Raw genomic sequence first — 24,850 nt, forward strand, 5'->3', positions numbered from 1 at the left:
GGCAACGACGGCGGCCGATTCCGTCGCCGTGTCGTGACCGGCTCAGGCGCGCGGGTGCGCCTGCCGGTATCCCTCGCGCAGGCGGTCGATCGACACGTGTGTGTAGACCTGGGTGGTCTGGAGGGAGGAGTGTCCGAGGACCTCCTGGACGCTGCGCAGGTCCGCGCCGCCGTCCAACAGGTGGGTGGCGGCGGTGTGTCGGAGGGCGTGCGGCCCGCGGGCCGAGGTGTCGCCCAGTCCCTCCAAGGATCGGTCGACGACGGCACGCACCTGGCGGACGCCGATCCGCCCTCCACGTGTGCCGAGGAACAGCGCCGGTCCGGAGGCGGCGCGAGCCAGCCGGGAGCGTCCGTGCTCCAGCCAGTCCTCGAGTGCCTGCGCGGCGGGACCTCCATACGGGACGGTGCGCTGGCGGTCTCCCTTGCCGACCACGGTGAGCGTGCGCCGAGCCCGGTCCAGGTCGTCCACGTCCAGTCCCGCAAGCTCGGCCACGCGGATGCCGGTGGCGTAGAGCAGCTCCAGTACGGCGAGGTCGCGGCGCGCCACGCCGGCCGCGATGGGATCCTCGGCTTCATCCGCGGCGGCGACCGCCTCGGACAGGCCGGACAGGAGACGGCCCACCTGCTGCCGTTGGAGCACCGGCGGCAGCGTGGAGTCGGCCGTGGGAGAGGCCAGACGGACGGTGGGGTCGTCCTCACGCAGGCCCTCGCGCACGGCCCAGGCCATGTAGGTCCGCACGCTGCTGACACGACGGGCGAGCGTGGCGCGGGCCAGGCCGCCGCGGGCCATCCCGGCCAGCCAGCGCCGCAGGTCGGTGAGGTCGACGGCGTCCAGGGCACTCACCCCGGTCGGGGCCGCCGGCCCGGTGGTCTCCGGATGCTCGATGCGCAGATGCACGAGCAGGTCCCGCAGGTCGGTCTCATAGGCGCGGACGGTGTTCTCACTGCGGTGCAGCTCGTGGCGTTGGTGATCCGCGAACGCCTCGAGCCTCGCGAGGTCGGCGGCGAAGCAGTGGTCGCCGATCTCTGCGCCGGAGCCCCGGCGGGATGCCTCGGCGCGACGGTCCTGGTACGGGGTCATCCCTTCATTGTGCTCTCCTCGGTGCCGGCGCCGGCGGAGCCTGCCCGCCGAGCCGCGGCCCGCGATCCGCGCCGCCAGCGACGATCCCTCTCCTCGGCCAGCCCGGCCCGGGCGAGGCGCTGGAGGACCGGCAGCAGCATCGGCACCGGCATCCCCGCTGCCACGGTGAGGCGGTCGAGGGTGGCGTGGGCGCGCACCGGGAGGGCGTCGAAGACGAGCAGCTCCTGCTCGGACAGCGCGTCCTCGGGCCTGGCCTGCTGTCCGCCGACGGGCGCGGCGGCATGCGCCGAGGGACTCGACGGCGTCCCCGCAGGGCCGTGGGCGGCGGGCAGCGGCCCGCAGGACCCGCCCGCACCGAGCAGCTCGCGGACCCCGTCCACGTCGGTGACGAGCCGGGCGGGGGTGTCCCTGAGGAGGCGGTGGCAGCCGGCAGAGCTGGGTGAGGTGATCGGCCCCGGGACCACACCGAGCTCCCGGCCGAGGCCCAGGGCGTGGGACGCGGTGTTCTGGGCCCCGGACCGCCACCGCGCCTCGACGACGAGCACCCCGGCGGCCAGCCCTGCGATCAGCCTGTTGCGGTGCAGGAAGCGGTGGCGCGTCGGGCTGGCCCCGGGCGGCATCTCGGAGAGCAGCAGGCCCTGATCCATGACGGCGCGCAGCAGGTCCTCGTGCCCGGCCGGGTAGAAGCGGTCCAGTCCCCCGGCGAGCACGGCGACGGTGGGAGGGCGTCCGTGTCCGGCCTCGAGGGCGACGCGGTGGGCGTGCCCATCGATGCCGTAGGCGCCCCCGGACAGGACGGTGACGCCCTCGGCGGCGAGCGGTGCCACCACCTGCCCGGTGACCGCCCGTCCGTAGGGGGTGGCCTCACGGCTGCCGACCACGGCCAGGGTGCGCGCCTGCTCCGGAAGGACACCTGGTCCTCGCGTCCAGAGGGCGATGGGTCTGCGGTGGCCCAGGTCGTCCAGGCAGGAGGGCCAGGCGGCGTCTTCCGGGACCAGCAGTCCGCCGCCGAGCCGGTGCATGGCCACCAGGTCCCGCTCCGGTGCGAGTGTGGTGGAGCGGGTGCCCCAACGGCGCAGCCCCGCCGCGAACCGTCGCCGCCAGGAGTCGCCGCCTGCTCCGCACGCTTCGGCGAGCGCGTCCTCCTCCTCGCCGGTCGGTCGGCACCGGCCGGTGAGGACGACCAGCGCGTGCTCGGCGCCGAGGACGTCGATCACAGTCAGCGCGGTCTCGTCGCCGGGCTCGATGAGTCGCGTCAGTGCGGCGCGCGCCAGGCGCACGGAGTCCCGGTGCCGTGGCCGATCGCTGGCAGCCGTGGGGGCGTCGAGCCCCGCAAGGGGCCGGGTGGTGGGGTTCGGAGTCATGCGGCGGCCTCCTCGTCGTGACGGCGGCGCAGGTGCAGGGCGACGTCCACGTCCTCGGCGGCCGGCACGGTGGCCCCGCGAAGGTCCGCGACGGTCCAGGCCAGCCTCAGCACACGGGCGTGGCCGCGGGCACTGAGCCAGCCGGCGTCGACCGCGGCGTCGGCGGCGGCCCTGGCGGCGGGCGGGACGGCGAACCGACCCCGACGCAGCAGCGCCCCGGAGATTCGCCCGTTGGCCTCTCCCCATCGTTCGCGCTGGGCGCCGACCGCTGCTCGCACCCGGGCCGCGACCGCGGCGGAGGCCTCCGCCCCGGCCGGGGATCCCAGCTCCGCCCCTGTGACCGGGGCGACGGTGACCTGCACGTCCACCCGGTCCAGCAGCGGACCGGAGAGTCTGTCGGCATAGCGTCGTCGTTGCAGCACGGTGCACCGACACTGCGCCCCGGATCCCTCGCCGTAGCCGCACGGGCAGGGGTTCGCGGCCAGGACCAGCTGGAAGCGCGCCGGGTAGCGGACGGTGCCGTAGGCGCGGTGGAGGACGACCTCGCCGGACTCCAGCGGCTGACGCAGCGCCTCCAGGCTGCGCCGGTCGAACTCGGGTGCTTCGTCCAGGAAGAGCACTCCGCCGTGGGCCAGTGATGCTGCTCCGGGGCGCGCGAGACCGCTGCCGCCTCCCACGAGCGCGGGCATGGAGGCCGAGTGGTGGGGTGCCTGGAAGGACGGCCGGGTGTCCAGCCTGGTGGGCGCGGGGCCGTCCGAGCGCAGCGATGCCAGGGCCGCGGCCTCGAGCGCGGTGCGGTCGTCCAGCTCTGGGAGGATGCCGGGCAGGCGCTCGGCGAGCATCGTCTTTCCTGCACCCGGTCGGCCGGACAGCAGCAGGTGGTGGCCGCCGGCGGCGGCGACCTCGAGCGCATAGCGGGCCTCCCACTGTCCGACGACCTCCGACAGGTCGGGGACGCCCTCGGGCGCGGCGAGGGGCGCGCCGGAGGTGCGGCGGCCGCCGTCGGGACGGCAGGGGCTTCCTGCCGTCTCCCCGGGGCGGACCATGAGGGCCTCGGGGCGCACCCCCGGCACCGGGTCCGGCTTGCCGCCGAAGGCATGGACCACGTGGTGCAGGTGTGCGAAGCCGCGCACCCGGGCGCCGGGGACCAGTGCCGCCTGGTCGACGGCGTCGGCGGCGACGACCATGTCCGGCAGCCCGGCGTCCACCGCGGCCATCGCCATGGCGACCATGTCCGATGGCCCGTGCAGGGAGCCGTCCAGGCCGAGCTCGGCGAGGAACACCGGGCCATGGACGCCGGAGACCTTCCCCTCCGCGGCGTACGCCGCAAGGACGATCGCCAGATCGTGTCCCGCCCCCCGCTTCTGCACACCGGCCGGCAGCAGGTTCACCGTGAGATGACGCCGGGTGAGCGGCAGCCCGGCGTTGCGGGCGGCGGAGCGGATGCGGTCACGGCTCTCCTGCAGCGACTGGTCCGGAAGACCGAGCAGAGTGAAGCCGGGCAGGGACTGGGCGATGTCCGCCTCGACCTCCACCACCGTGCCGCGCAGACCGGCGAGCGTGATCGAGCGGGTGCGTCCGATGCGGCTCATGGGCGCACGTCCGTCAGCAGGTCGAAGCGGGGCGCCTCCCCCGGCACCACGAGCACCGCGACGGCGTCCACCCGCCACGGCTCCTCGCGCCGGGCGATCCCGGACTGGGCGTGCCACTGCCGCATGAGACGGTGCAGGCGGGCGAGCTTGCGCGGGCCGATCGCCTCGAACGGGTCGCCGAAGCCCAGGCCCGAGCGGGTCTTCACCTCGACGGCGACCCACCAGCCGTCCTGCAGGGCGATCAGGTCCAGCTCACCGCCGGCGCCGCGCCAGTTCCGCTCCACGACGCTGTAGCCGTGGCCGGCCAGCCAGACTGCGGCAGCGTCCTCGCCGAAGCGACCGAGAGCGGTGCGGGCGGTGCTCGAGCGGGGCCGGTCCAGGCGCGATCCGGTGGGCGGCTCCGAGGCCGGGTGGACGGCGGGGTCGGGTGCCGGGGACGTCTTCGGGGTCTGCATGGGACCACCTCCTGCCACCACGATGGGCGTCCCGGGGACGGCCGTGCAGGCCCACACCCCGAATGTGGAGGACGCAGCGGCCTGTGCAGGACAGGACCGCGGACCCGTCAGCCGCCGAAGGGTCCGCCGGGGCCGTCCGGCGGCAGCGAGAGGTCGGGGTTCGCCGGGAGCTCCTCGATGTTCACGTCCTTGAAGGTCAGGACGCGCACGCGCTTGATGAACCGGGCGTGACGGTAGACGTCCCAGACCCAGGCGTCCTCGAGGGTGAGCTCGAAGAACACGTCGCCACCGGAGCGGTGCGGCGTCAGGGACACCTCGTTGGCCAGGTAGAACCGGCGCTCGGTCTCCACCACGTAGCGGAACAGGCCGACCACGTCCCGGTACTCGCGGTACAGCAGCAGCTCGGCCTCGGACTCGAAGTCCTCCAGGTCGTCGGCGCTCACGGCCATGCTCCTTCCCGCCCGTCGTCGGGCCCGGTGTCCTCGCCCCACGCGAACAGCGCGGGCTCCTCGACGCGCCGCACCGGCAGCGCCCAGGATCGGCGGTGGTGGACGACGGCGCCGTCCTGCTCGATCGCGGCGCGGTGCTCGGCCGAGCCGTAGCCCTTGTTGCCCGCCCACCCGTAGGCGGGGAACTCCTCGTGCAGCGCGATCATCAGATCGTCACGGTACACCTTCGCGGTGATGGAGGCGCCGGCGACCGTGGCGGCCTGGTCCTCGGCCTTCACCACCATCTGCGGGACCGGCGGCACCGGCCCCGGCACCTCGTCCACGACCTCGCGGCCTGTGCCGCGGGTCAGCCAGTCGTCACGGCCGTCCAGGATCAGGGCGACCGGTTCGGCGCCGGCGTTGCGGCACAGCACGGACCAGGCCCGACGCCCGGCCAGGGCCAGGGCCGTCGAGAGCCCGTGCTCGTCGATCTCCGCGGGACTGGCCTCCCCGATGCCGACGGCGGCCGCCCAGTCGAGGACCTCCGGCACGAGGCTCCGCCGGCGGCGGTCCGTGAGGGCCTTGGAGTCCCGGACGGGCGGCGGCGCCTCGTCGGTCGGCACCCGGACGGCCACGGCTCCGACGACGGCCGGACCGGCCATCGCGCCGCGGCCCACCTCGTCCATGCCGGCGACGAGCAGGGGCGTCTGCGCCGTGGCGCCCCGGGTCTGGGCCAGGGCGGACTCCAGGTGCAGTCCGGCGGTGATCACGGGGCGGCGCGGGCTCATCGTGACGCCTCCGGCACGCCGGCGAAGGTGTCCGGATCCGACCCGGCGCTCCCCCAGCGGGACACCGGCCACACGCGGGCCTCGGCACGTCCGACGACGTCGTCCACGGAGACGAAGCCGGCGCCCGGGCCGTCCCGGTGGGCGCGCGAGTCCGCGGAGCGGCTGCGATGGTCGCCGAGGACCCACAGGCGTCCTGCGGGGACGACGACGTCGAACGGTTCCTCGGAGGGGGCGTCGCCCGCGAACAGGTACGGTTCGGTGACCTCGACGCCGTTCACCGTCAGGCCGGCGTCGCCGGGCTCCCAGCGGACGTGGTCGCCGGGAAGCCCCACCACTCGCTTGACGACGTTCTCGTCGGTCCGCTCGGGCACGAGCCCGGCGACCCGCAGGACGGAGGTGACGAGGCCGTCGTCGTGCACCGCCGGCAGCCAGCCCTTGGTGTCCCGGAACACCACGACGTCGCCACGGCGCAGGTCCATCACCTGCGGGACGAGCAGGGACACCGCCACGCGGTCCCCGACCTGCAGGGTGTCCTCCATCGACTCGGAGGGTATGTGGTAGACGCGGACCAGGAACAGGCGGATCAGGCCGGTGAGCAGCAGGACGACCGCAACGATCACGAGGACCTGGCGGAGGGTGGGCCCCACGCGCTTCCACGTGGTGGAGCCGCTCACGGCGCCCCCTCCCCGGCCGAGGCGGCGGGTCCGTCCAGGGCGCCCCTCCGGCCCAGGGGCCAGACGACGTCCTCCGCGGTCCCGACCACCGTGTCCAGGCCGATCAGCCCGCCGCCCGGGGCGCCGAGCAGGGCACGCGAGTCCAGCGAGTCCGAGCGGTTGTCCCCGAGGACGACCATGCGGCCCCCCGGGACCGAGAACTCGAACTCGGTGCCGCTGGCCGGGTGGCCGGCGTCCACGGCACGGCCGAGGTAGGGCTCGTCGACAGGCACCCCGTCGACCTCGAGGCGGCCGTCGTCCCCGCAGCAGCGCACCGTGTCCCCCGGAAGGGCGACGACGCGCTTGACGTAGACGTCCGATCTGGCGCCCAGGCCCCACCAGACGACGAGGTCCTCCAGCGCCCGGTCCAGGCTCGTCCGGGAGCGGTAGGGCGCGAGGCTGCCGGAACCGTCGAAGACCACCACGTCCCCGCGCTCCAGTCCCTGTCCCTGCTCGTGGGAGGTGTCCACGCGCACGCGGTCGCCGGGCATCAGGGTGGGTTCCATCGACCCGGAGGGGATGAGGTAGACCGGCCCCACCAGCGCCCGCAGGACCGCCGCCAGCACCACGGCCACGGCCACCGTCAGCCCGATGTTCCGCAGCCAGCGGATGCCCCGGTCGGACTCGCCGCCCTCGGCAGACACAGCGGAGCCCCGGGACCGACGGGGGTCTCGGGGCTCCAGCTGCGTCATCGCATGACCGGACACGGCAGGCCGTGTCCGGGGACGATCACTTGGCGTCGGCGCGCTTCTCGCGGATGCGGGCGGCCTTGCCGTGACGATCGCGCATGTAGTACAGCTTCGCGCGGCGCACGTCGCCCTTGGTGACGAGCTCGATCTTCTCGATGACCGGGGAGTGCACCGGGAAGACACGCTCCACACCCACACCGAAGGACACCTTGCGGACGCGGAAGGTCTCGCGCACGCCATGGCCGGAACGGCCCATGACGTATCCCTGGAACACCTGGACGCGGGCGGTCTTGCCCTCGACGATGTTCACGTGCACCTTCACGGTGTCGCCGGGGGCGAACTCCGGGATGTCGGTGCGCAGCGAGGCGTTGTCGAAAGAGTCAAGGATGTGCATGTCGCATACTCCTCACGCGGACGCCACAGGTCCCCCGCGCTGGACAGGCCGGCCCCGTGTCCGCAGACGGACAGGACGGGAACCGGAAGCGGTGTGACCGGGTCCGGCGATGGCCGCGACCCGGTGGTCTCGCTGTCGACGCCGACCCCCTGTGGCAGGTGCGACGCCCAGCAGACGCAAGGCACCATTATGCCACACATCGGGCTCAGGCCGACGGTTCCTCCGCAAGCAGGTCGGGACGGCGCTGCCGGGTGCGCTCCAGCTGCTGGGCGCGACGCCATACGGCGATCTTCCCGTGGTCGCCGGAGAGCAGCACCGGCGGCACGTCGTGGCCGCGCCAGCTGGAGGGCTTCGTGTACACCGGGTACTCCAGCAGCCCGTCCTCATGGGACTCCTCCACGAGCGACTCCGGGTTGCCGACCACGCCCGGGATCAGGCGCCCCACCGCCTCGACCATCGCGAGCACGGCCACCTCTCCCCCGTTGAGCACGTAGTCGCCGAGGCTGACCAGGCGCACGTCGAACCGCTCGGCCGCCCACGGGAACACGCGCTCGTCGATGCCCTCGTAGCGGCCGCAGGCGAACACGAGGTGCTCGTGCTCGGCCAGCTCACGGGCCAGCGGCTGGGAGAAGACGGTGCCGGACGGGGTCGGGACGAGCAGGGTGGGCCGCTCCACCGGCGAGTCCGCGGCCACGGCCTCGAGCGCCTCGGCCCACGGCTCCGGCTTCATGACCATGCCGGCGCCGCCGCCGTACGGGGTGTCGTCCACCGTGCGGTGGCGGTCGTGGGTGTACTCGCGCAGGTCGTGGACGCGCACGTCCAGCAACCCGTCCTGACGTGCACGGCCGATCAGGGAGATGTCCAGCGCGGACAGGTAGTCCGGGAAGATCGAGATGACGTCGATGCGCACAGCTCAGGCCTCCGACTCCACGTCGGGGGCCTCGTCGGCGCCCGGCTCGTTCAGGTCGAGAAGTCCGGGCGGCGGGGTCAGCAGCACGGCGCCGCGCTCCTCGTCCACCTCCGGCACGATCTCCTCCACGAAGGGCACGAGAACCGGCTCGTCGCGCCCCTCCACGACGATCTCCAGCAGGTCCTGGGCGGGGCCGGTGATCAGACCGACCACGGTGCCGATGCGGCGCCCGTCGGCCTCGACGGCGAGGTCCAGCAGGTCGTCCTCGTACCACTCGTCGTCTTCGGCCCGGTCCTCCGGGGCGGCGAACAGCTGGGTGCCGCGCAACGCCTCGGCCGCGTTGCGGTCCGGGGACTGCTCGAAGCCGAGGACGAGGATCTGCTTGTTCCACCGCGCTCGGGTGACCGTCAGCTCGGCCGGGGTGCCGGCAGGCCCCTCAGCCGTGAGCACGGAGCCCGGGGCGAAGCGGGTCTCGGGGTCGTCGGTGAACAGCTGGACCGTCACCTCGCCACGGATGCCGTGTGGCTTGCCGATGCGGGCCAGGCGAACCAGGCCCTCGGTACGGGTGCTCATGCGGGTGTCTCCTCGGGTGGGACGGACGTTCTGGATGCGGGGACGACGACGGCCCGCCGTCACCGTTCTACCGGTGGCGGCGGGCCGTGGTCACAGGCGTGTGCCCGACGTGCTCAGCGGCGGCGGTCGGTGTCCACCACGTCCACGCGGACGGGGTGGCCGGCCAACCCGTCCAGCACGGTGCGCAGTGCCGAGGCGGTGCGGCCCTGACGGCCGATCACCCGCCCGAGGTCGGCCGGGTCGACACGGACCTCCAGCATCTCGCCCCGGCGCTGCCGCCGCGCGTCCACGCGGACGGCGTCCGGGTTGTCCACGATGCCGCGCACCAGGTGCTCGAGAGCCTCGGTGAGCATGGTCACTCGGCCTTCTCGGCCTCAGCCTCGGCGGTCTCGCCCTCGACGGAGTCGGACTCCTCAGCCTCGCCCTCGGCGGACTCGGTCTCCTCTGCGGGGGCCTCCTCCTTCGGGGCCTCCGGCAGGATCACGGACTCCTTGTCGCCGGCGACGAAGGCCTCCTTCTCGGCCTTGGTCTTCAGCGTGCCCTCGGCGCCGGCCTCACCCTTGAACTTCTGCCAGTCGCCGGTGACCTTCAGCAGTGCGGCGACCTGCTCGGTCGGCTGGGCGCCGACGGACAGCCAGTACTGCGCGCGCTCGGAGTCGATCTGGATGAACGACGGCTCCTCGGTCGGGTGGTACTTGCCGATCTCCTCGATCGCACGGCCGTCGCGGCGGGTACGGGAATCCATGACGACCACGCGGTAGTACGGAGCACGGATCTTGCCCATGCGCTTCAGTCGAATCTTGACAGCCACGTTTGTGGTTTCTCCTGTTTCTGGTCTGAGGTGCGGTGCTCGGCCGGGGACGTGGGGCGCATCCTCGTCGGCCGAACCGCGGGACGGAGCGCAGGCGGAGGAGAGAGGGTCGTCCGCGCGCTCAGTGCCCTGCCATTCTGCCAGAGATCGGCCCGGAACACACGTCGGGCGCGCCACCCTGTCCGTCGCGCCGCGCCCGAGGGGCGCGGGGGCCGGGCTCAGCGGTCCTTGAGGTACTTGTCGAAGCCCGCCGGGAGGTTCAGGTCCTGGGCGTTGAAGCTGGACGGGTCGAAGTCCTGGCCGAACATGGAGCCCGGCTTCTGGGCGCTGCGGGCGCGACGCTCCTCAAGGGCCTGACGCTCGGCCGCGGCCTTCGCCGGATTGCCGGAGCGGACCTTCTGCCTGCCCTTGCCCTTGCCCTTCTTCCGGGTGCCGCCCCTGCCGGGGCCGGGGCCCATGCCGGGCATGCCGGGCATGCCGCCGCCGGAGGCCATCTTCTTCATCATCTTCTGGGCCTGGCCGAAGCGCTCGAGCAGGGCGTTGACCTCGGAGACGGAGACGCCGGAGCCCTTGGCGATGCGGGCGCGACGGGAGCCGTTGATGATCTTGGGCGCCACGCGCTCGTGCGGGGTCATCGACTTGATGATGGCCTCGACGCGATCGATGGAGCTCTCGTCGAACTGCTCGAGCTGCTGCCGCATGCTCTGGGCACCCGGCATCATCATGAGCATCTTCTTCATCGAGCCCATCTTCTTGAGCTGCTGCATCTGGCTCATGAAGTCGTCGAGGGTGAAGTCCTCTTGGTCCGCGAACTTCTTGGCCATCTTCTCGGCCTCGGAGCGGTCCCAGTTCTTCTCCGCCTGCTCGATGAGGGACATCACGTCGCCCATGTCCAGGATGCGGGACGCCATGCGGTCCGGGTGGAAGACTTCGAAGTCCTTCAGGCCCTCGCCGGTGGAGGCGAACATGATCGGCTTGCCGGTCACGTGCCGCACGGACAGGGCGGCGCCGCCGCGGGCGTCGCCGTCGAGCTTGGTGAGCACCACGCCGGTGAAGCCGACGCCCTCGTTGAACGCCTGGGCGGTGGCCACGGCGTCCTGGCCGATCATCGCGTCGATGACGAAGAGGACCTCGTTCGGGTTCACGGCGGCGCGGATGTCCTTGGCCTGCTGCATCAGCTCCTGGTCCACGCCGAGGCGGCCGGCGGTGTCGATGATGACCACGTCGTGGTACTTGGAGTTCGCCTCCGCGATGCCGTCCAGGGCCACCTGGACCGGATCCCCGGTGGGAACCTCGAACTCGGAGGAGACGCCCGGGTGCGGAGCGAACACCGGCACACCGGCACGCTCGCCGCCCACCTGCAGCTGCTTCACGGCGTTCGGTCGCTGGAGGTCACAGGCCACGAGCAGCGGGGTGTGCCCGTCGGACTTCAGCTGGTGGGCCAGCTTGCCGGCCAGGGTCGTCTTTCCGGCGCCCTGCAGGCCCACGAGCATCAGCACGGTGGTGCCGGTCTTGGCGTGCTGGATGCGGCGGGTCTCGCCGCCGAGGATCTCCACGAGCTCCTCGTTGACGATCTTCACGACCTGCTGGCCCGGGTTCAGCGCCTGGGAGACCTCCGCCCCGAGCGCGCGCTCCTTGATCTGCGCGATGAACTGACGCACGACCGGCACGGCCACGTCGGCGTCCAGCAGCGCACGGCGGATCTCGCGCGCGGTGGCGTCGATGTCCGCCTCGGTGAGCCGGCCCTTGCCCTTCAGGTTGCGGAAGGTGTTGGCCAGACGATCAGACAGGGAGTTGAACACGGCGGTGGTGGTCCTTCGGAAGGGGGCGGGATCGGCACGGGCGCGAGGGGCCCGGCGTCGGATGGCGCCGTCGGCGCCCCACCAGGGTAGCAACCGAAGCAAGGGCGGACGATGCGGCGAGAGCCCCGACCGCCGTGCGGCGGTCCGGGCCCTCGGTGTCCTCGGGCGGCGGCGGGAGACGGCCGTCGCCGTCGGGCTCAGCGCGCGGGCGTGGGCTCGGCGGCCTGCGCCTCGCCGCCGTCCTCCCTGTAGGCGGTGCCCAGGCCGTAGTCGTAGGCGGACTCGGCGTGCAGGGCGAGGTCGACGCCGCGCTCCTCCTCCTCGGCGGAGACGCGCAGGCCCATGGCGGCCTTGAGGACGAAGGCGATGATCGCGGTCATCACGCCGGTGAACACGATGGTGAACAGCACGGCCACCACCTGGGCGAGCAGCAGGCGGAGCCCGCCGCCGTAGAACAGGCCGGCCATGCCCTCCTCGGACACCAGCTCCGGGCGGCCGAACAGGCCGATCATCACGGTGCCGATGATGCCGGCGACCAGGTGCACGCCCACCACGTCGAGCGAGTCGTCGAAGCCGAGCTTGTACTTCAGGTTCACGGCGAGGGCGGCGGCGGCGCCGGCGACCGCACCGATGACCACGGCGCCCACCGGGTCCACGTAGGCGCAGGCCGGGGTGATGGCGACCAGGCCGGCCACGATGCCGGAGGCGGTGCCCAGGGAGGTCGGGCGGCCGTGGCGGACGACCTCGACGATCATCCAGCCGACCATGGCGGCGGCCGGGGCGGCCAGGGTGTTCACCCAGATCAAGCCGGCGGTCTGGACGTCCGTGGCGGCGCCGCCGTTGAAGCCGAACCAGCCGAACCACAGCAGGGTGGCGCCGAGCATCACGAAGGGGATGTTGTGCGGGCGGTGGCCCGGGTCCACGCCGAAGCCGGCGCGCTTGCCCATCATCAGGGCCAGCACGAGGGCGGCCACGCCAGCCGCGGTGTGCACCACGAGGCCGCCGGCGAAGTCGACGGCCTCGCCGACCACAGAGCCGATGGCGCCGTCCGCGGAGAGCAGGCCGCCGCCCCAGACCATGAAGGCCATCGGGCAGTAGACGAGGGTCACCCAGACGGGGACGAACACGCACCAGGTGCTGAACTTGGCACGGTCGGCGACCGCGCCGGAGATCAGGGCGACGGTGATGATCGCGAAGGTGGCGCCGAAGCCGATGCCCACGAGGCCCTCGGTGTTCACCGCGCCGTAGAGGCCGAAGTCGGCGAACGGGTTGCCGACGATCCCGGCGAAGCCGTCGCCGCCGGTCATGCTGTAGCCCCACAGCACCCACACGACGCCGATCAGGCCCATGGAGATGAAGGACATCATCATCATGTTCAGGGAGGCCTTGGCGCGCGTCATGCCGCCGTAGAAGAAGGCCAGTCCGGGGGTCATCAGCAGCACGAGCCCGGCGCAGACCATGGTCCACACCGCCTCGGCACTCAGGGGGGTCAGCTCGACGTCCATCTCTCGTCGTCCTCTCCGTGCGTCGTGTGGGGGGCCGCCGCGGCGCCGGCCGGGATGGACCGGGCCGCGACCTGTGACCAGGCTCCCCGTCCCGTGTTGCCCGTTGCGCGCCCCCGTGTTGCGGGGAGGTAAGGGATCGTTTCCATCGTGTGACACAGCCGACAGCCGGCCGGATCCGACCCCGTCGTCCCGGTGCGGGAACGACGACGGCTCCGTCGCCTCGCAAGGCGACGGAGCCGTCATCGTGGGTCCCCTTGTCCGCGGGACCGGCGGGGTCAGTCGGCGAGCAGCGCGTCGACGAAGCCCTCGGCGCTGAACGGCGCCAGGTCGTCGGCGCCTTCGCCCAGGCCGACGAGTTTCACGGGAACGCCCAGCTGGCGCTGGATGGCGACGACGATCCCGCCCTTGGCGGTGCCGTCGAGCTTGGTGAGCACGATGCCGGTGACGTCCACGACCTCGGCGAACACCTTGGCCTGGGTCAGCCCGTTCTGACCGGTGGTGGCGTCCAGGACCAGCAGGACCTCGTCCACCTCGCCCTGCTTCTCGATGACGCGCTTGATCTTGCCCAGCTCGTCCATGAGGTTGGCCTTGTTCTGCAGCCGTCCGGCGGTGTCCACCAGCACGACGTCCGCCTCCTGGCGGATCCCCTCGGCGACGGCCTCATAGGCCACCGATGCCGGGTCCGCACCGTCCTTGTCCGAGCGGACGGTGTCCACGCCCACGCGGGCACCCCAGGTGGCGAGCTGCTCGGCGGCGGCGGCGCGGAAGGTGTCCGCGGCGCCGAGGACGACCTTGCGGTCCTCGGCCACGAGCACACGGGCCAGCTTGCCCACGGTGGTCGTCTTGCCGACGCCGTTGACGCCCACGACCATCGTGATGGCCGGGCGGTCGCCCTTGCGGGAGGCCTCGAGGCGGCGGTCCATGGACGGGTCCACCATGGCCAGCAGCTCCTCGCGCAGCAGCGAGCGGACCTGCTCCGGGTCCTGGGTGCCCTCGACCTTCACGCGGTCGCGGAGGCGGTCCACGAGCTCCATGGTCGGCTCCGTGCCGAGGTCCGCCATGAGGAGGGTCTCCTCCACCTCGTCCCAGACGTCCTCGTCGATCCGGTCGCGGGAGAGCAGGGCCAGCAGGCTCTTGCCGAAGACGTTGTTGGACTTCAGCAGCCGGGCGCGCAGGCGCTGCAGGCGCGAGCCCGCGGCCTCCGGCCGCTCGACCTCCGGCTCCGGCTCGGCCTCGGGCTCGACGACCTCCGGCTCCGGCTCGGCCTCGGGCTCGACGACCTCCGGCTCGCGCTCGAGGACGGCGGTGCCGCCACGGCCCGGGTCGTCGGGGTCCCGGACCTCCTTGTAGGTGCCCTTCGGCGGCGCGGGGCGGCGGTCGAGGAAGCCGACCAGGACCACGCCCACGGCGAGGGCGATGACAACAGCGATGATCAGAGTGAACTCCACGCTTCCAGTCTGTCACAGACCCCGTTGCCGCTCCGTGAGACAATCCGCCCTATGGCCACCCGACGATCTGACGCGACCCGCATCCCCCTCCCCCGTGAGATCAAGGTCATGGTGGCCGCCGCGTTCACGATCGCCATCGGCTTCGGCCTCATCGCTCCCCTGCTGCCGGCCTACGCCCACTCCTTCAACGCCTCTGCGATGGCCGTGGCATCCGTCGTGTCCGCGTTCGGCGTCACGCGTCTGCTCTTCGCCCCGGTGTCCGGACGGCTGACGAACCGGCTCGGCGAGACGCCCGTGTACATGACCGGCGTCCTGATCGTGGCCCTGTCCATGTTCCTCACGGCCTTCGCCCAGGACTTCACCCAGCTCATCGTCTTCCGTGCCCTCGGCGGGATCGGCTCCACCCTCTTCACCGTCTCCGCGATGGCGTTCCTGGCCCGCAAGTCCCCGCCCACCATCCGCGGCCGCGTCTCCGGCGCCTACGCCTCCGCCTTCCTCGTCGGGAACATCGTCGGCCCGATCGTCGGCTCGGCGCTGTCCGTGTTCGGCTTCCGCATCCCGTTCCTCATCTACGGCACCGCTCTGGTCTGCGCCGCGGCGCTGGTGTTCTTCCAGCTCAAGGACACCCGCCGCGCCGACCGCCGCGTGCAGGACTCCCGACCGCCGATGCCGCTGAAGGAGGCCCTCGCACTGCCCTCCTACCGGGCCGCGCTCGTCTCCTTCTTCTCCAACGGCTGGGCCACCTTCGGCGTCCGCAACTCCGTGATGCCGCTCTACGCCTCCACCGCGTTCGCCGGCGCAGCCCTGTTCGGGTACGCGGTGGACGGCGCCCTGATGTCCGGCCTCGCCCTGTCCCTGTTCGCCGCGGGGAACGTCACCGCCGTGACGTTCAGCTCACGCCTGTCCGACGTCCACGGACGCAAGCCCCTGATCCTGATCGGCCTGACCACCACCGCGGTCATGACGGGCCTGATCGGCCTCGCCTCCTCCCCCGCGCTGTTCCTCGTCGCCTGTCTGCTGGCCGGCGCGGGCACCGGCACCCTCAACTCCCCGCAGCAGGCGGCGATCGCAGACATGGTCGGCCAGGAGCGCAAGGCCGGCCACGTCATGTCCACGGCCCAGATGTCCGCAGACATGGGCGCGATCATCGGTCCGCTGCTCGCCGGTGCCATGGCGGACATGTGGGGCTGGGACTGGGCCTTCTTCGCCACCGGCGCCGTCCTGGCCATCGGTGCGATCGCCTGGGCCCGCGCCCCGGAGACCAACCTGCCGGTCCGCCCCGGCGGGCCCCGCACGGGCACCCTGCCGGTCATCGTCCCGCCGGAGAAGCCGCGCACCTCGCCCGAGGAGAGCTGAGCGGCACGCAGGCACCGCTGCCGGGCCTGCTGCTTCCCGACGACGGTCCCCCACCCCGTCGCCCGCCTCGCCTGCACCGCCGGCACGTCAGTGCCGGGATCCCGGACACGACGGAGCCCGCCTTCCTGAGCGGAAGGCGGGCTCCGTCGTCGTGGGCCTGCCGGCGGAGGCTGGTGGCTCAGCGCTCCCCGAGGCCGTCGTCGAACTCGGAGTCCCGTTCGCCGACACCCAGCATCTGAGCGATGGCGGAGACGGTGCGGCCGGCGGCCCTGCCGTCGCCGTAGGGGTTCACCGCGTTGGCCATGGCCTTGTAGGCGGCCTCGTCGTGCAGAAGGGTCTGCACCTGCTCGAACACGACGTCCTCGGCGGTGCCGATGAGGCGGACGGTGCCGGCCTCCACCGCCTCCGGGCGCTCGGTGTTCTCCCGCATCACCAGCACCGGCTTGCCGAGGCCTGGGGCCTCCTCCTGGACGCCGCCGGAGTCGGTGAGCACGACGTTCGCCAGGGACAGCATGTGGGTGAACTCGCCGTAGGCCAGCGGCTCGGTGACCACGATGTTCTCCAGGCCCTCGAGGAACGGCAGGACGGCCTCGCGGACCACCGGGTTCTTGTGGGCCGGAAGGACGAAGAGGACCTCCGGGTTCTGCTTCGCCAGGCGGGCCAGGGCACGACCGACACCGCGCATGGCCTCGCCCTGGTTCTCACGGCGGTGGGTGGTGACCAACACGACCTTGGTGCCCTGCGCCACCTTCTGCTCGACCTCCGCCAGCTGCGGGTCGGTGAACGGGATCTTCTTGTCCACGACCTCCAGGAGGGCGTCGATCACGGTGTTGCCGGTGATGTACACATCGGCCTCGTCCACGGCCTCGCGCAGCAGGTTCGCCTTGGACACACGGGTCGGCGCCAGGTGCAGGGACGCGAGCTGGGAGGTGAGCTTGCGGTTCGCCTCCTCCGGGAACGGGGACATGATGTCGAAGCTGCGCAGGCCTGCCTCGGCATGCACCACCGGGATCTGCAGGTTGAACGCGGCGATCGCGGCGGCGGTGGAGGTGGTGGTGTCGCCCTGGACGACGACCGCGTCCGGCTTCTCCTCCACCAGGATGCGGTCCACGCCCTCGAGGATCTTCGCGAAGATCGAGTTCAGGGTCTGGCGCGGCTGGATGATGTTCAGGTCGTGGGCCGGGACGATGCCGAACAGCTCGTTGACCTGGTCCAGCATCTCGCGGTGCTGGCCGGTGACGGCCACGACGCAGTCGAACTGGTCCGACGCCTCCAGCGCCTTCACGATCGGGGCGACCTTGATGGCCTCCGGACGGGTGCCGTAGATCGGCATGATCTTCTTCACAGTGTTCCTCGCTGTGTGGGAGTCGGCGGTCTCGAGGCCACTGGTTCTCCGGGCACATGTGGCCCGCCCTCGAGTTGCCCCCACCATAGTCCACGGCCCCGGCCGGCACCGGCTCGGCACGCAGGATCGCCGCCGGCACCGCGCGGTCTCCTACACTGGTACAGCGGTCGACGCCGCCTTCCGGCGGCGACGGCGTCGTCGTGCCGTGCCCCGCACGGCGCTGACGACGGCGCGCGACCGTGACACGACCCCCTGGCCGCCACCCGACGTCCATGGGACACACGGTGAGAAAGGCAGGCGCACACACCCATGTCGACACAGCGCCACGACGGGCGACCCGCGTCCCGGACCGACGAGTTCCGCAGCGCCGTCCACGACGCCTACGGCGACGCGTCCCACCTGACCTCGGTCACCGGACGTCCCGGGCTCGGCAGCTACATCCGTCAGCTCTGGCAGCGTCGCCACTTCATCTGGTGGCAGTCCCGCAGCCGTGTGGTGACCAGCAACGACGACAGCCGGCTCGGCGCCTTCTGGCTCATCCTCCGCCCGCTGCTCGACGCCACGTTCTACTGGCTGGTCTTCGGCGTGCTCCTCCAGCTCGACCGCGGCATGTCGAACTACGTCGCCTTCGTCATCATCGGCGTGTTCATGTTCCAGTTCACCGGTGCCGCACTCACCGGCGGCACCCGGACGATCTCCTCGAACATGTCCCTGACACGGGCCTTCCAGTTCCCCCGCATGGCCCTGCCGATCGCGGATCTGCTCTTCGACGTCTTGCAGCGCATGCTCGCCGTGGGCGTGATGTTCGTGCTCGTCCTGGTCATCCCCCCGCACGAGACGCCGGAGTGGACCTGGCTCTTGGTCCCGGTCGTGCTCGTCCTGCACATCCTCATGAACTTCGGCATCATGCTCCTGCTGGCGCGGGCGAGCACCCTGTTCCCGGACGTCAGCCGCTTCATGCAGTTCGTGACCCGCATCCTGATGTACGGCTCCGGCGTGATCTTCCCGATCACCCGCTTCACCGACCGGTACCCGGTGCTCCACGACATCATCGAGATGAATCCCGTGTTCGTCGTCCTCACGATGTACCGCGACCTGATCATCGACGGCGTCATGCCGTCCGCCGCCCACTGGGTCACCCTCGGCGCGTACGCCGTCGGTCTGTCCGTGGTGGGCTTCTTCGTCTTCTGGCTCGGAGAGGAGTCCTACGGCCGTGACCAGTACCGATGACAGGAACGCCGGCGAGTCCGGCCGCACAGACACCGACGCGTCGGACGACGCACGGCAGTTCGGAGACCTCACCCTCCTGGCCACCGACATCACGCTCGACTACCCGGTGCGCATCGCCCGCGAGGAGAAGACGCGCGGGCTCTTCTCGTCCGCCGGTGAGCGCGGCGTGGTGCACGCCGTCCGCGGCGTCTGCCTGGCTGCGCGCCAGGGCGAGTTCATCGGCCTCGTGGGCCGCAACGGCTCCGGCAAGAGCGCACTGCTGCGCGTCCTCGCCGGCGTCGAGGCCCCGACCACAGGCGAGGTCTTCGCCGCCTCGAAGCCCCAGCTCATGGGCGTGGGAGCGGCCCTCATGCCGCATCTGACGGGCCTCGACAACATCCGCATCGGCCTGCTCGCCATGGGGCTCACCCCGGACGAGGTCCAGGCCCGGATCGCGCAGGTCGCCGAGCTCGCGGACATCGGTGACTCCATCCGCATGCCCATGCGCACCTACTCCTCCGGCATGCGGGCCCGGCTGCGCTTCTCCATCTCGGTGGCCGCCGAGCCGGACATCATCATGATCGACGAGGCGCTCTCCACCGGCGACGATGCCTTCCGGGAGCGGTCGAACCAGGCCATGAAGGACCTCATCGCACGGTCCGGCACGGGATTCCTGGTGAACCACTCCGCCCCCGTGATCCGGGAGCTCTGCACACGCGTGGTCTGGATGGACAAGGGCGAGATCGTCGAGGACGGGGAGACCATACGCGTCATGAAGGACTACAGCATGTTCATGAACGCCCTCCGCAAGCACGGCGAGAAGAAGGCCCTCGAGGTCAAGGCGCGCTACGCCTCGACCTTCGAGGAGCGGATCGAGGACATCCGCCGCGGCACCGTGGACACCTGACCGCACGGCCGGCACCGTGGACGCCTGAACCTGACCGCGCGGCCCGCGCCGTCACAACGGGGCCGTCACGACGGAGACGGGGCCCGCCCCGCAGCACGGCTGCGGGGCGGGCCCCTCGTCGTTCGGATCCGCGCGGTGCGCGATCACTCTTCAGCGGCGGCGTCCCTCGACCACCTCGAGGATCTGGGCGCCGATCGTCGCCGGGGCGAAGTGGCTGCGCATGAACTCGCGCACCTCGGCGGACTCCTGCAGGAACCGGTCCCGGTCCGCCGTCAGGCGACGGACCCGGTCCACGGCTTCGGCGGCGTCCTCCACGAGCCACCGCTCTCCGTACACGAACTCGGCGCCCGCCCAGGGCCAGATGATCGGCACACAGCCGGCGGCGCCGCCCTCGGCGATGGCCTGGTGGGTGCCCTCGTGGTCGCTCGTGGAGAGGATGAATCCGGGCTCGGTGCGGTACCACTCGGCGATGTCGGCGCTGTGCCCGCCGAACTCCACGGCGCCCTGGAGCGCCGGAGAGTCCGTCAGGCGGGCATACTGCGCCTCGAAGTACTCGCGCTCGGGCTCACGGTTCATCAGCCACGGGTACTCCATGTACTCCTTGCCCTTGACCACGAGGCGGTAGCCCGGGTCCTCGGCCGTGAGACGCTCCATCACGTCGAGCGCCAGGTCCAGTCGCTTGGACTGCGGCACCGAGCCCACCATGCCCAGCACGTGCGGGTCCGGGTCCGTACGAGGCGCCGCGAAGGCGTCGAAGTCGAAGGTGTTGCCGATGACCACCGAGCGCTCGGCCGGGACACCGAAGGTGATCTGCGCGCGGCGCATGCCGACCGGCGAGACGAAGACGAAGGTGTCCACGGCTTTCAGATCCGCCTCCCGGAGGAAGCGGGTGCGCAGCTCCTGGGCGTGAAGGCGCACGATCAGGCGCTGTCCCTCACGCTTGTTCCGGCTGTACCACTTCACGTTGCCCAGCGCCCACTCGCAGAACACCACGTCAGCCTCGGCGAGGAGACGGCGGCTCTGCTGCTCATCGTGGATGTCGTGGCCGCCCCACTGGTCGACGATGACGCGGTGGCCCGCTCCTTCCAGCACGGCGGTGATCTGCGGGAAGAACTTCAGGTCGTGACCGGCCACCAGCACCGTCAGGGGCTGCGTGGTCTCCTCGCCCACCATGACGGCGCCGGCGACGTCCTGGGACCCGTCGGGCAGGCCGGCAGAGGCCTGCACACCCGATGCACCGGCCGCTGCGGCACCGGCACCGACGGGGCTCGACGCGGTGCCGGAGACGACCGCCGCCGTTCCTCCGGAGGCCTGGGCGGAGCCGTCACGGTCCACCACCCGCTGCCAGGCGAAGACCTGGTCGTCGTCGAGCGCCGGCGGGGAGCCCTGCAGCCACGCCTCGTAGACGTCCTCGGCGAGCAGGACCGTGCCCGGCTCGATGTCCGAGGTCAGCGCAGCGATGCGCACGTGCGGTTCGCCCTTGCCCCAGGAGACCGTGCGCGTGCCGACCGCCTTCCAGTCGCCGAAGCGCAGGGCCAGGGACATGTCCTCGAGCAGGTGGGCCTCCGGAGCGGGGGCACCGGCGCGGTGCACCACGACGTGGCCGATGCCGGCCTCGCGCAGCGCAGCCACGCGTGCCTCACCCTCGGCGTGGACCACCGGGCAGGAGGCCTGGACGCCGTCGGTCGAGTCGGTGAGCAGGTACAGGGCCGGACGGATGGTCTGAGCCTCGAAGAGAGGCACGTCCGCGCGCGAGCACTCGACCGCCACGGGGGCCGTCGCCGGGCTCTGCACCCGGAAGCCGGCCACGCGCATCATGTACACCAGACGATGGGCGCAGGTGTGCGCCTCGTACACGTGGCGGAACGCCTTCCACAGGCCCTCGTGGCGCAGCGCCTCGGAGCCCTTCCATGCCTCAAGGTGGCCGTTCGCCTGATCCGGGGTGGTCACGGTCGGCACGGTCCCGGCGAGGGTCTCGTCCACGCCGCGGCCGGCCGAGCTGAGCACGGTCGAGCCGGACGCGGTGATCTCCACGACGCGGCGGGAGAACATGCTCGGGGAGTCCACCACGGAGTTGCCGTTGAGGTGGATCGGGTGGGCCTTGTAGGCCTGGCACATGTCCGGGTAGCTGAGGCTCTGCCGTGCGTACCGGCGGAACCGGTCCGGGAGGCGGTACGGCGAGTTCGGGTCGTTGTGCACCCGCTCGTAGATGGCGAGGCCGAACGGCGCGGACTCGTAGAACAGGAAGTCGAGCCCCTGCTTGCGGGTCGCGTACTTGTCGCCGTAGTAGGTGCCGCCGTAGGCGATGCTCTCGTCCTGCTCACGCGTGCTCGGCAGGGGGTTGTGCAGCAGCGGCTGCGCGGCGAACGGGGCGGAGGCCACGGTCTTGATCTGGTTGTCCGGCAGGGACTTGTAGTCCACGATCGTCCGCGCGTCCGTGGTGAACACGTAGTCGCAGAGGGAGGCGGTCCGCTTGAAGCGGTTGTAGTGGACCGGGTCCTCCTTGTTCCAGAACATCACCGGGATGCCGTGCTGACGACAGTGCGCGATGAGCTCTGCGATCGGAGCATGGGTCTCGTCGTCGTAGTAGCCGATGATGCCCGTCCAGGCGCCGTCGTTGCCCTGCCAGGCGGACTCGATGAACAGGGCGTCGACGCTGTGCGTCTGGAACTGCTCGTTCCAGTCGTCCGGACGCACGCGCAGGGCGGTCAGCTCCGGGACGAAGGTATCCGAGGTGAACACGTCGCCGATGAACGCGACCGTGAAGTCCTTCAGCGGTCGCTCGGCTTCCGCATCGGCCCCCGCGGTGCGGCCGTCGCGCGACAGCGACCCCAGTGCCTCGGCGATGCGGGCGCCCGTGACGGACCAGCTGCGGTTCTCCTTCACCCAACGGCGGGCGCGCACGCCCATGGCCCGGGCGGCCTCGCGATCCTCGAGGACCTCGGCGAGACGGTCGACCAGGCTCGCCACGTCGTCCTTGGCGAAGCTCAGTGCGGTCGCCTGGTCCGGCCCGCAGAACACCGTGTGCGGCGAGACGTCCGAGAGGACGACCGCACCGCCGACCGCCATCGCCTCGAGCGGCTTGAGCGGGGAGACGAGCTCCGTCACCGGCAGGGACTTCCGGGCCAGCGGGAAGACGTCGATGCTGGAGAGGTAGGCGGGCATCTTGGCGTTCGGGACACCGCTGACGAAGCGGGTGTCCGCGTCGAGGCCGAGCTCGGAGACGAGGGCCTTGAGGCGGTCCAGGTAGGCTCCGCCGCCCATCACGAGGAAATTGAACCGGGTTCCTCGGCCCTTCAGGGTGGCCAGCGCCTCGGCGACGAGGTCGAGGCCCTCGTAGTCGGTCACGCTGCCGGCGAAGCCGACGACCGGCAGGTCCGGCTCGGAGAAGCCGAGGCTGCGCAGCAGGGCTGTGTCCTTGCCCAGGGGCGCGAACGTGTCCGCGTCCACGCAGTTGGGCGCCACGGAGACGAGGTCGCCGTCGACACCGCGGGCGATCAAGTCCTGGCGCATCTCCTCGGTGATGACGACGACGCGGTCGGCGGAGCCTGCGACGAGGTCCTCCATGCGACGGTCGAGGCGGTACTGGTCGGAGTCGGCCCAGCCCTCGCGGACGGAGGCGGCAGAGACCTCCCAGAAGCCGCGCATCTCATAGACGAACGGAATGCCCAGGCGACGGGCGGCGATCAGCGCCGGCAGCGCGGACAGGTAGTTGGAGGCCGCGAGGATGTACTCCGGCTTCTCGATCATGGCCTCGCGCACGTAGGCGTCGGCGGCCACCTGGAAGAAGATGTCGATGTCGCCCTCCCAGGCGGGGATGCCCGGGTTGTGGATGTAGCGGACGTCGTCGATCTCCTCGACGTAGCGGCGCTGCTCTGCCGGGACGCGCCGGCCCCCCTGGACGGTCTTCTTGTCCCACGGCTTGCCCGGCATCGGGGCCACGAACACGTCGAGGCCCTGACCGGTCAGCCCCTCCACGACACCCTTGGTGCGCGAGGTGTAGCCGTTGGTGACGGACACCGGGGACATGCCCACGGCGTACATGACCTTGTTCCGCACGGGGACGTAGTTGTAGCTGCGGTGTCGCTGCGGCAGCTCCACGTCCTCGGAGAGGAAGCGGTGCAGCGAGTCGACGCGCCGGATGTAGCCGACCTCCGCCTCCTTCAGACCGCTCTTGTCCCGGATCTGGTCCAGCACCTCGCGGGCACCGCTGATGTCGCCCTTCTCCTGGATCAGCTTGCGGGCGAATGGCAGGCCCGCGGCCACGGTGCCCCGCCGCTCGAACGCGGCCCGGAGGGTCTCGAGCGACTCCTGGGAGGACAGCCGCGCCGCCGCGCCCTTGGACGCGGGCTTGCGCGCGGCCGACCCCGGCACGGCGGCGCCGCGGGCGCGGGCGAAGCGCGTGATCTTCGCGTTCAGCCGGCGGTGGTACATGATCATGACGAAGACCGCGGCGCACAGCATCCAGAACAGGCCGATGATCAGGACGGTGTGGTCCACGATGAAGGCCAGGACGGTCCCGACCAGCGCGAGGAGCACGAACAGCCCCATCACGAGCTGCTGTCGTCGTGAGAATCGAAGGAACAGCTGGATCATTGATGCGAGTCCTCGGTAGTCAGGGTTCAGGGGGTCGGTGTGCTGCCCGGTGGTGGGTGGCGGTCAGTCGGCCAGCGGAGCGAAGTCCACCACGGAGGCGACGATGTCCTCCCGTGAGTGGCGCGAGGTCCAGCCGAGGTCTTCCGCGATGCGCGAGACGTCGGCCGTGAGAGCCCCGGGGTCCCCGGGGCGGCGCGGACACAGGTCGTAGTCCAGCGTGATGCCGGGATAGGAGCGGAACGCCTCGACGATCTCGAGCACGCTGCTGCCCTGTCCGGTGCCGACGTTGTAGGCGAGGGTCCGGGCCGGGGCGTCCCGGGTGACGGCCGGCAGGGCGGCGAGGTGTGCCTCGGCCAGGTCGACCACATGCACATAGTCGCGCACGCAGGTGCCGTCGACCGTGTCGTAGTCCGAGCCGAAGACCGAGAGCCGGTCGCCCCGGGTGATCACGTCTCGGATCGCCGGCATGAGGTTCGTGGTGGTGGTGTCGGCCAGCTGTGCGCTCTCCGCTCCCGCCACGTTGAAGTACCGCAGCGCGACGGCCCGGAGCCCCCAGGCCCGCGCCGCGTTCTCGAGGGACAGCTCGCTGACGAGCTTGGACTGGCCGTACGGGTTGATGGGCGCCGTCGGCGTGTCCTCGTACACGACGGTGGCCTCCGGCTCGCCGTACACGGCCGCGGAGGAGGAGAACACCATGGAGTCCACGTCCGCGGCGCGCATGGCTGTGAGCAGGTTCACCGTGGAGCCGATGTTCGCACGGAAGTACTCCTCCGGCTGCACCACCGAGTCACCGACGACCTTCTTCGCGGCGAAGTGGACGACGACGTCGATCCCCCGGTCCCGCAGCAGCGCCGTGAGCTCGGGGACGGAGCTGTCTCGGGACAG

General features: G+C 71.6%; 22 protein-coding genes. 3 read left to right on the top strand and 19 right to left on the bottom strand.

The genetic code is table 11. The features are described from left to right. Window positions 1-42: 42 nt before the first annotated feature. From MLY01S_RS06035 to ftsY, 16 genes are all read right to left on the bottom strand, one after another. Window positions 43-1,080, bottom strand: coding sequence for a tyrosine recombinase XerC (locus tag MLY01S_RS06035; protein ID WP_082739780.1), 1,038 nt, complete (start codon window positions 1,078-1,080; stop codon window positions 43-45). Beyond that, the gene (gene dprA, locus MLY01S_RS06040) at window positions 1,077-2,444 is read right to left on the bottom strand and encodes a DNA-processing protein DprA (protein ID WP_082739784.1); all 1,368 of its coding nucleotides are present in this window, start codon (window positions 2,442-2,444) and stop codon (window positions 1,077-1,079) included. The genes MLY01S_RS06035 and dprA overlap by 4 nt, the downstream gene beginning before the upstream one ends. Next, the gene (locus MLY01S_RS06045) at window positions 2,441-4,036 is read right to left on the bottom strand and encodes a YifB family Mg chelatase-like AAA ATPase (protein ID WP_067190273.1); all 1,596 of its coding nucleotides are present in this window, start codon (window positions 4,034-4,036) and stop codon (window positions 2,441-2,443) included. Before MLY01S_RS06045 ends, dprA begins: the two co-directional genes overlap by 4 nt. Further along, complete coding sequence (locus MLY01S_RS06050) at window positions 4,033-4,491, bottom strand: YraN family protein (protein WP_067190275.1); 459 nt, start codon at window positions 4,489-4,491, stop codon at window positions 4,033-4,035. The genes MLY01S_RS06045 and MLY01S_RS06050 overlap by 4 nt, the downstream gene beginning before the upstream one ends. Before the next feature lie 107 nt (window positions 4,492-4,598). Next, complete coding sequence (locus MLY01S_RS06055; RefSeq protein ID WP_067190312.1) at window positions 4,599-4,934, bottom strand: DUF2469 domain-containing protein; 336 nt, start codon at window positions 4,932-4,934, stop codon at window positions 4,599-4,601. Beyond that, entirely contained in the window at window positions 4,931-5,707 is a 777-nt protein-coding gene (gene rnhB / locus MLY01S_RS06060; protein WP_067190277.1) for a ribonuclease HII, read from the bottom strand. Before rnhB ends, MLY01S_RS06055 begins: the two co-directional genes overlap by 4 nt. After that, window positions 5,704-6,381, bottom strand: coding sequence for a signal peptidase I (gene lepB, locus MLY01S_RS06065; RefSeq protein WP_245232036.1), 678 nt, complete (start codon window positions 6,379-6,381; stop codon window positions 5,704-5,706). The genes rnhB and lepB (MLY01S_RS06065) overlap by 4 nt, the downstream gene beginning before the upstream one ends. Then, a complete protein-coding gene (gene lepB, locus MLY01S_RS06070; RefSeq protein ID WP_067190279.1) occupies window positions 6,378-7,112 on the bottom strand; it encodes a signal peptidase I in 735 nt (244 codons plus the stop codon). Before lepB (MLY01S_RS06070) ends, lepB (MLY01S_RS06065) begins: the two co-directional genes overlap by 4 nt. 37 nt (window positions 7,113-7,149) lie before the next feature. Further along, complete coding sequence (gene rplS / locus MLY01S_RS06075; RefSeq protein WP_067190281.1) at window positions 7,150-7,503, bottom strand: 50S ribosomal protein L19; 354 nt, start codon at window positions 7,501-7,503, stop codon at window positions 7,150-7,152. A gap of 205 nt (window positions 7,504-7,708) precedes the next feature. Beyond that, entirely contained in the window at window positions 7,709-8,413 is a 705-nt protein-coding gene (gene trmD, locus MLY01S_RS06080; RefSeq protein WP_067190283.1) for a tRNA (guanosine(37)-N1)-methyltransferase TrmD, read from the bottom strand. A gap of 3 nt (window positions 8,414-8,416) precedes the next feature. Further along, entirely contained in the window at window positions 8,417-8,986 is a 570-nt protein-coding gene (gene rimM, locus MLY01S_RS06085) for a ribosome maturation factor RimM (RefSeq protein WP_067190285.1), read from the bottom strand. A gap of 113 nt (window positions 8,987-9,099) precedes the next feature. Beyond that, complete coding sequence (locus MLY01S_RS06090) at window positions 9,100-9,339, bottom strand: RNA-binding protein (RefSeq protein ID WP_067190287.1); 240 nt, start codon at window positions 9,337-9,339, stop codon at window positions 9,100-9,102. A gap of 2 nt (window positions 9,340-9,341) precedes the next feature. Then, entirely contained in the window at window positions 9,342-9,797 is a 456-nt protein-coding gene (gene rpsP / locus MLY01S_RS06095) for a 30S ribosomal protein S16 (protein ID WP_067190289.1), read from the bottom strand. A 218-nt stretch (window positions 9,798-10,015) separates the two neighbouring features. After that, the gene (gene ffh / locus MLY01S_RS06100) at window positions 10,016-11,599 is read right to left on the bottom strand and encodes a signal recognition particle protein (protein WP_067190291.1); all 1,584 of its coding nucleotides are present in this window, start codon (window positions 11,597-11,599) and stop codon (window positions 10,016-10,018) included. A 197-nt stretch (window positions 11,600-11,796) separates the two neighbouring features. After that, window positions 11,797-13,104, bottom strand: a complete 1,308-nt coding sequence (locus MLY01S_RS06105; RefSeq protein WP_067190293.1) for an ammonium transporter — start codon at window positions 13,102-13,104, stop codon at window positions 11,797-11,799. 275 nt (window positions 13,105-13,379) lie between these two features. Further along, window positions 13,380-14,552 carry a signal recognition particle-docking protein FtsY gene (gene ftsY / locus MLY01S_RS06110; protein ID WP_067190295.1) on the bottom strand — a complete coding sequence of 391 codons (1,173 nt, stop codon included), beginning with the start codon at window positions 14,550-14,552 and terminating at the stop codon, window positions 13,380-13,382. 51 nt (window positions 14,553-14,603) lie between these two features. Between ftsY and MLY01S_RS06115 the strand changes: the two genes are divergently transcribed. Beyond that, the gene (locus MLY01S_RS06115; RefSeq protein WP_067190297.1) at window positions 14,604-15,908 is read left to right on the top strand and encodes an MFS transporter; all 1,305 of its coding nucleotides are present in this window, start codon (window positions 14,604-14,606) and stop codon (window positions 15,906-15,908) included. 178 nt (window positions 15,909-16,086) lie between these two features. Here the strand turns inward: MLY01S_RS06115 and wecB are convergent, their stop codons facing one another. Beyond that, the gene (wecB, locus tag MLY01S_RS06120; RefSeq protein WP_067190299.1) at window positions 16,087-17,253 is read right to left on the bottom strand and encodes a non-hydrolyzing UDP-N-acetylglucosamine 2-epimerase; all 1,167 of its coding nucleotides are present in this window, start codon (window positions 17,251-17,253) and stop codon (window positions 16,087-16,089) included. Between the two features lie 309 nt (window positions 17,254-17,562). Here wecB and MLY01S_RS06125 point away from each other — a divergent pair, with 309 nt between their 5' ends. Both MLY01S_RS06125 and MLY01S_RS06130 read left to right on the top strand, forming a co-directional pair. Then, window positions 17,563-18,483, top strand: coding sequence for an ABC transporter permease (locus tag MLY01S_RS06125; RefSeq protein ID WP_067190301.1), 921 nt, complete (start codon window positions 17,563-17,565; stop codon window positions 18,481-18,483). Further along, window positions 18,467-19,369, top strand: coding sequence for an ABC transporter ATP-binding protein (locus MLY01S_RS06130; RefSeq protein ID WP_067190303.1), 903 nt, complete (start codon window positions 18,467-18,469; stop codon window positions 19,367-19,369). The genes MLY01S_RS06125 and MLY01S_RS06130 overlap by 17 nt, the downstream gene beginning before the upstream one ends. A gap of 150 nt (window positions 19,370-19,519) precedes the next feature. Here MLY01S_RS06130 and MLY01S_RS06135 read toward each other — a convergent pair whose 3' ends face one another. Continuing rightward, entirely contained in the window at window positions 19,520-23,965 is a 4,446-nt protein-coding gene (locus MLY01S_RS06135) for a glycosyltransferase (RefSeq protein ID WP_067190305.1), read from the bottom strand. A 63-nt stretch (window positions 23,966-24,028) separates the two neighbouring features. Beyond that, window positions 24,029-24,850, bottom strand: an 822-nt coding sequence (galE, locus tag MLY01S_RS06140) for a UDP-glucose 4-epimerase GalE (RefSeq protein WP_067190307.1), incomplete at its 5' end; no start/stop codon positions are given.

The sequence above is a fragment of the Micrococcus lylae NBRC 15355 genome (assembly GCF_001570885.1).
GTDB lineage: Bacteria > Actinomycetota > Actinomycetes > Actinomycetales > Micrococcaceae > Micrococcus > Micrococcus lylae.

Excerpts from the sequence above, each read along its gene's own strand:
- MLY01S_RS06035 (WP_082739780.1), bottom strand. The coding sequence starts at position 1,080 with ATGACCCCGTACCAGGACCGTCGCGCCGAGGCATCCCGCCGGGGCTCC.
- MLY01S_RS06125 (WP_067190301.1), top strand. The coding sequence starts at position 17,563 with ATGTCGACACAGCGCCACGACGGGCGACCCGCGTCCCGGACCGACGAG.
- MLY01S_RS06115 (WP_067190297.1), top strand. The coding sequence starts at position 14,604 with ATGGCCACCCGACGATCTGACGCGACCCGCATCCCCCTCCCCCGTGAG.
- rnhB (WP_067190277.1), bottom strand. The coding sequence starts at position 5,707 with ATGAGCCCGCGCCGCCCCGTGATCACCGCCGGACTGCACCTGGAGTCC.
- MLY01S_RS06090 (WP_067190287.1), bottom strand. The coding sequence starts at position 9,339 with ATGCTCACCGAGGCTCTCGAGCACCTGGTGCGCGGCATCGTGGACAAC.
- MLY01S_RS06045 (WP_067190273.1), bottom strand. The coding sequence starts at position 4,036 with ATGAGCCGCATCGGACGCACCCGCTCGATCACGCTCGCCGGTCTGCGC.
- rplS (WP_067190281.1), bottom strand. The coding sequence starts at position 7,503 with ATGCACATCCTTGACTCTTTCGACAACGCCTCGCTGCGCACCGACATC.
- MLY01S_RS06050 (WP_067190275.1), bottom strand. The coding sequence starts at position 4,491 with ATGCAGACCCCGAAGACGTCCCCGGCACCCGACCCCGCCGTCCACCCG.
- rimM (WP_067190285.1), bottom strand. The coding sequence starts at position 8,986 with ATGAGCACCCGTACCGAGGGCCTGGTTCGCCTGGCCCGCATCGGCAAG.
- lepB (WP_067190279.1), bottom strand. The coding sequence starts at position 7,112 with ATGACGCAGCTGGAGCCCCGAGACCCCCGTCGGTCCCGGGGCTCCGCT.
- MLY01S_RS06105 (WP_067190293.1), bottom strand. The coding sequence starts at position 13,104 with ATGGACGTCGAGCTGACCCCCCTGAGTGCCGAGGCGGTGTGGACCATG.
- dprA (WP_082739784.1), bottom strand. The coding sequence starts at position 2,444 with ATGACTCCGAACCCCACCACCCGGCCCCTTGCGGGGCTCGACGCCCCC.
- MLY01S_RS06135 (WP_067190305.1), bottom strand. The coding sequence starts at position 23,965 with ATGATCCAGCTGTTCCTTCGATTCTCACGACGACAGCAGCTCGTGATG.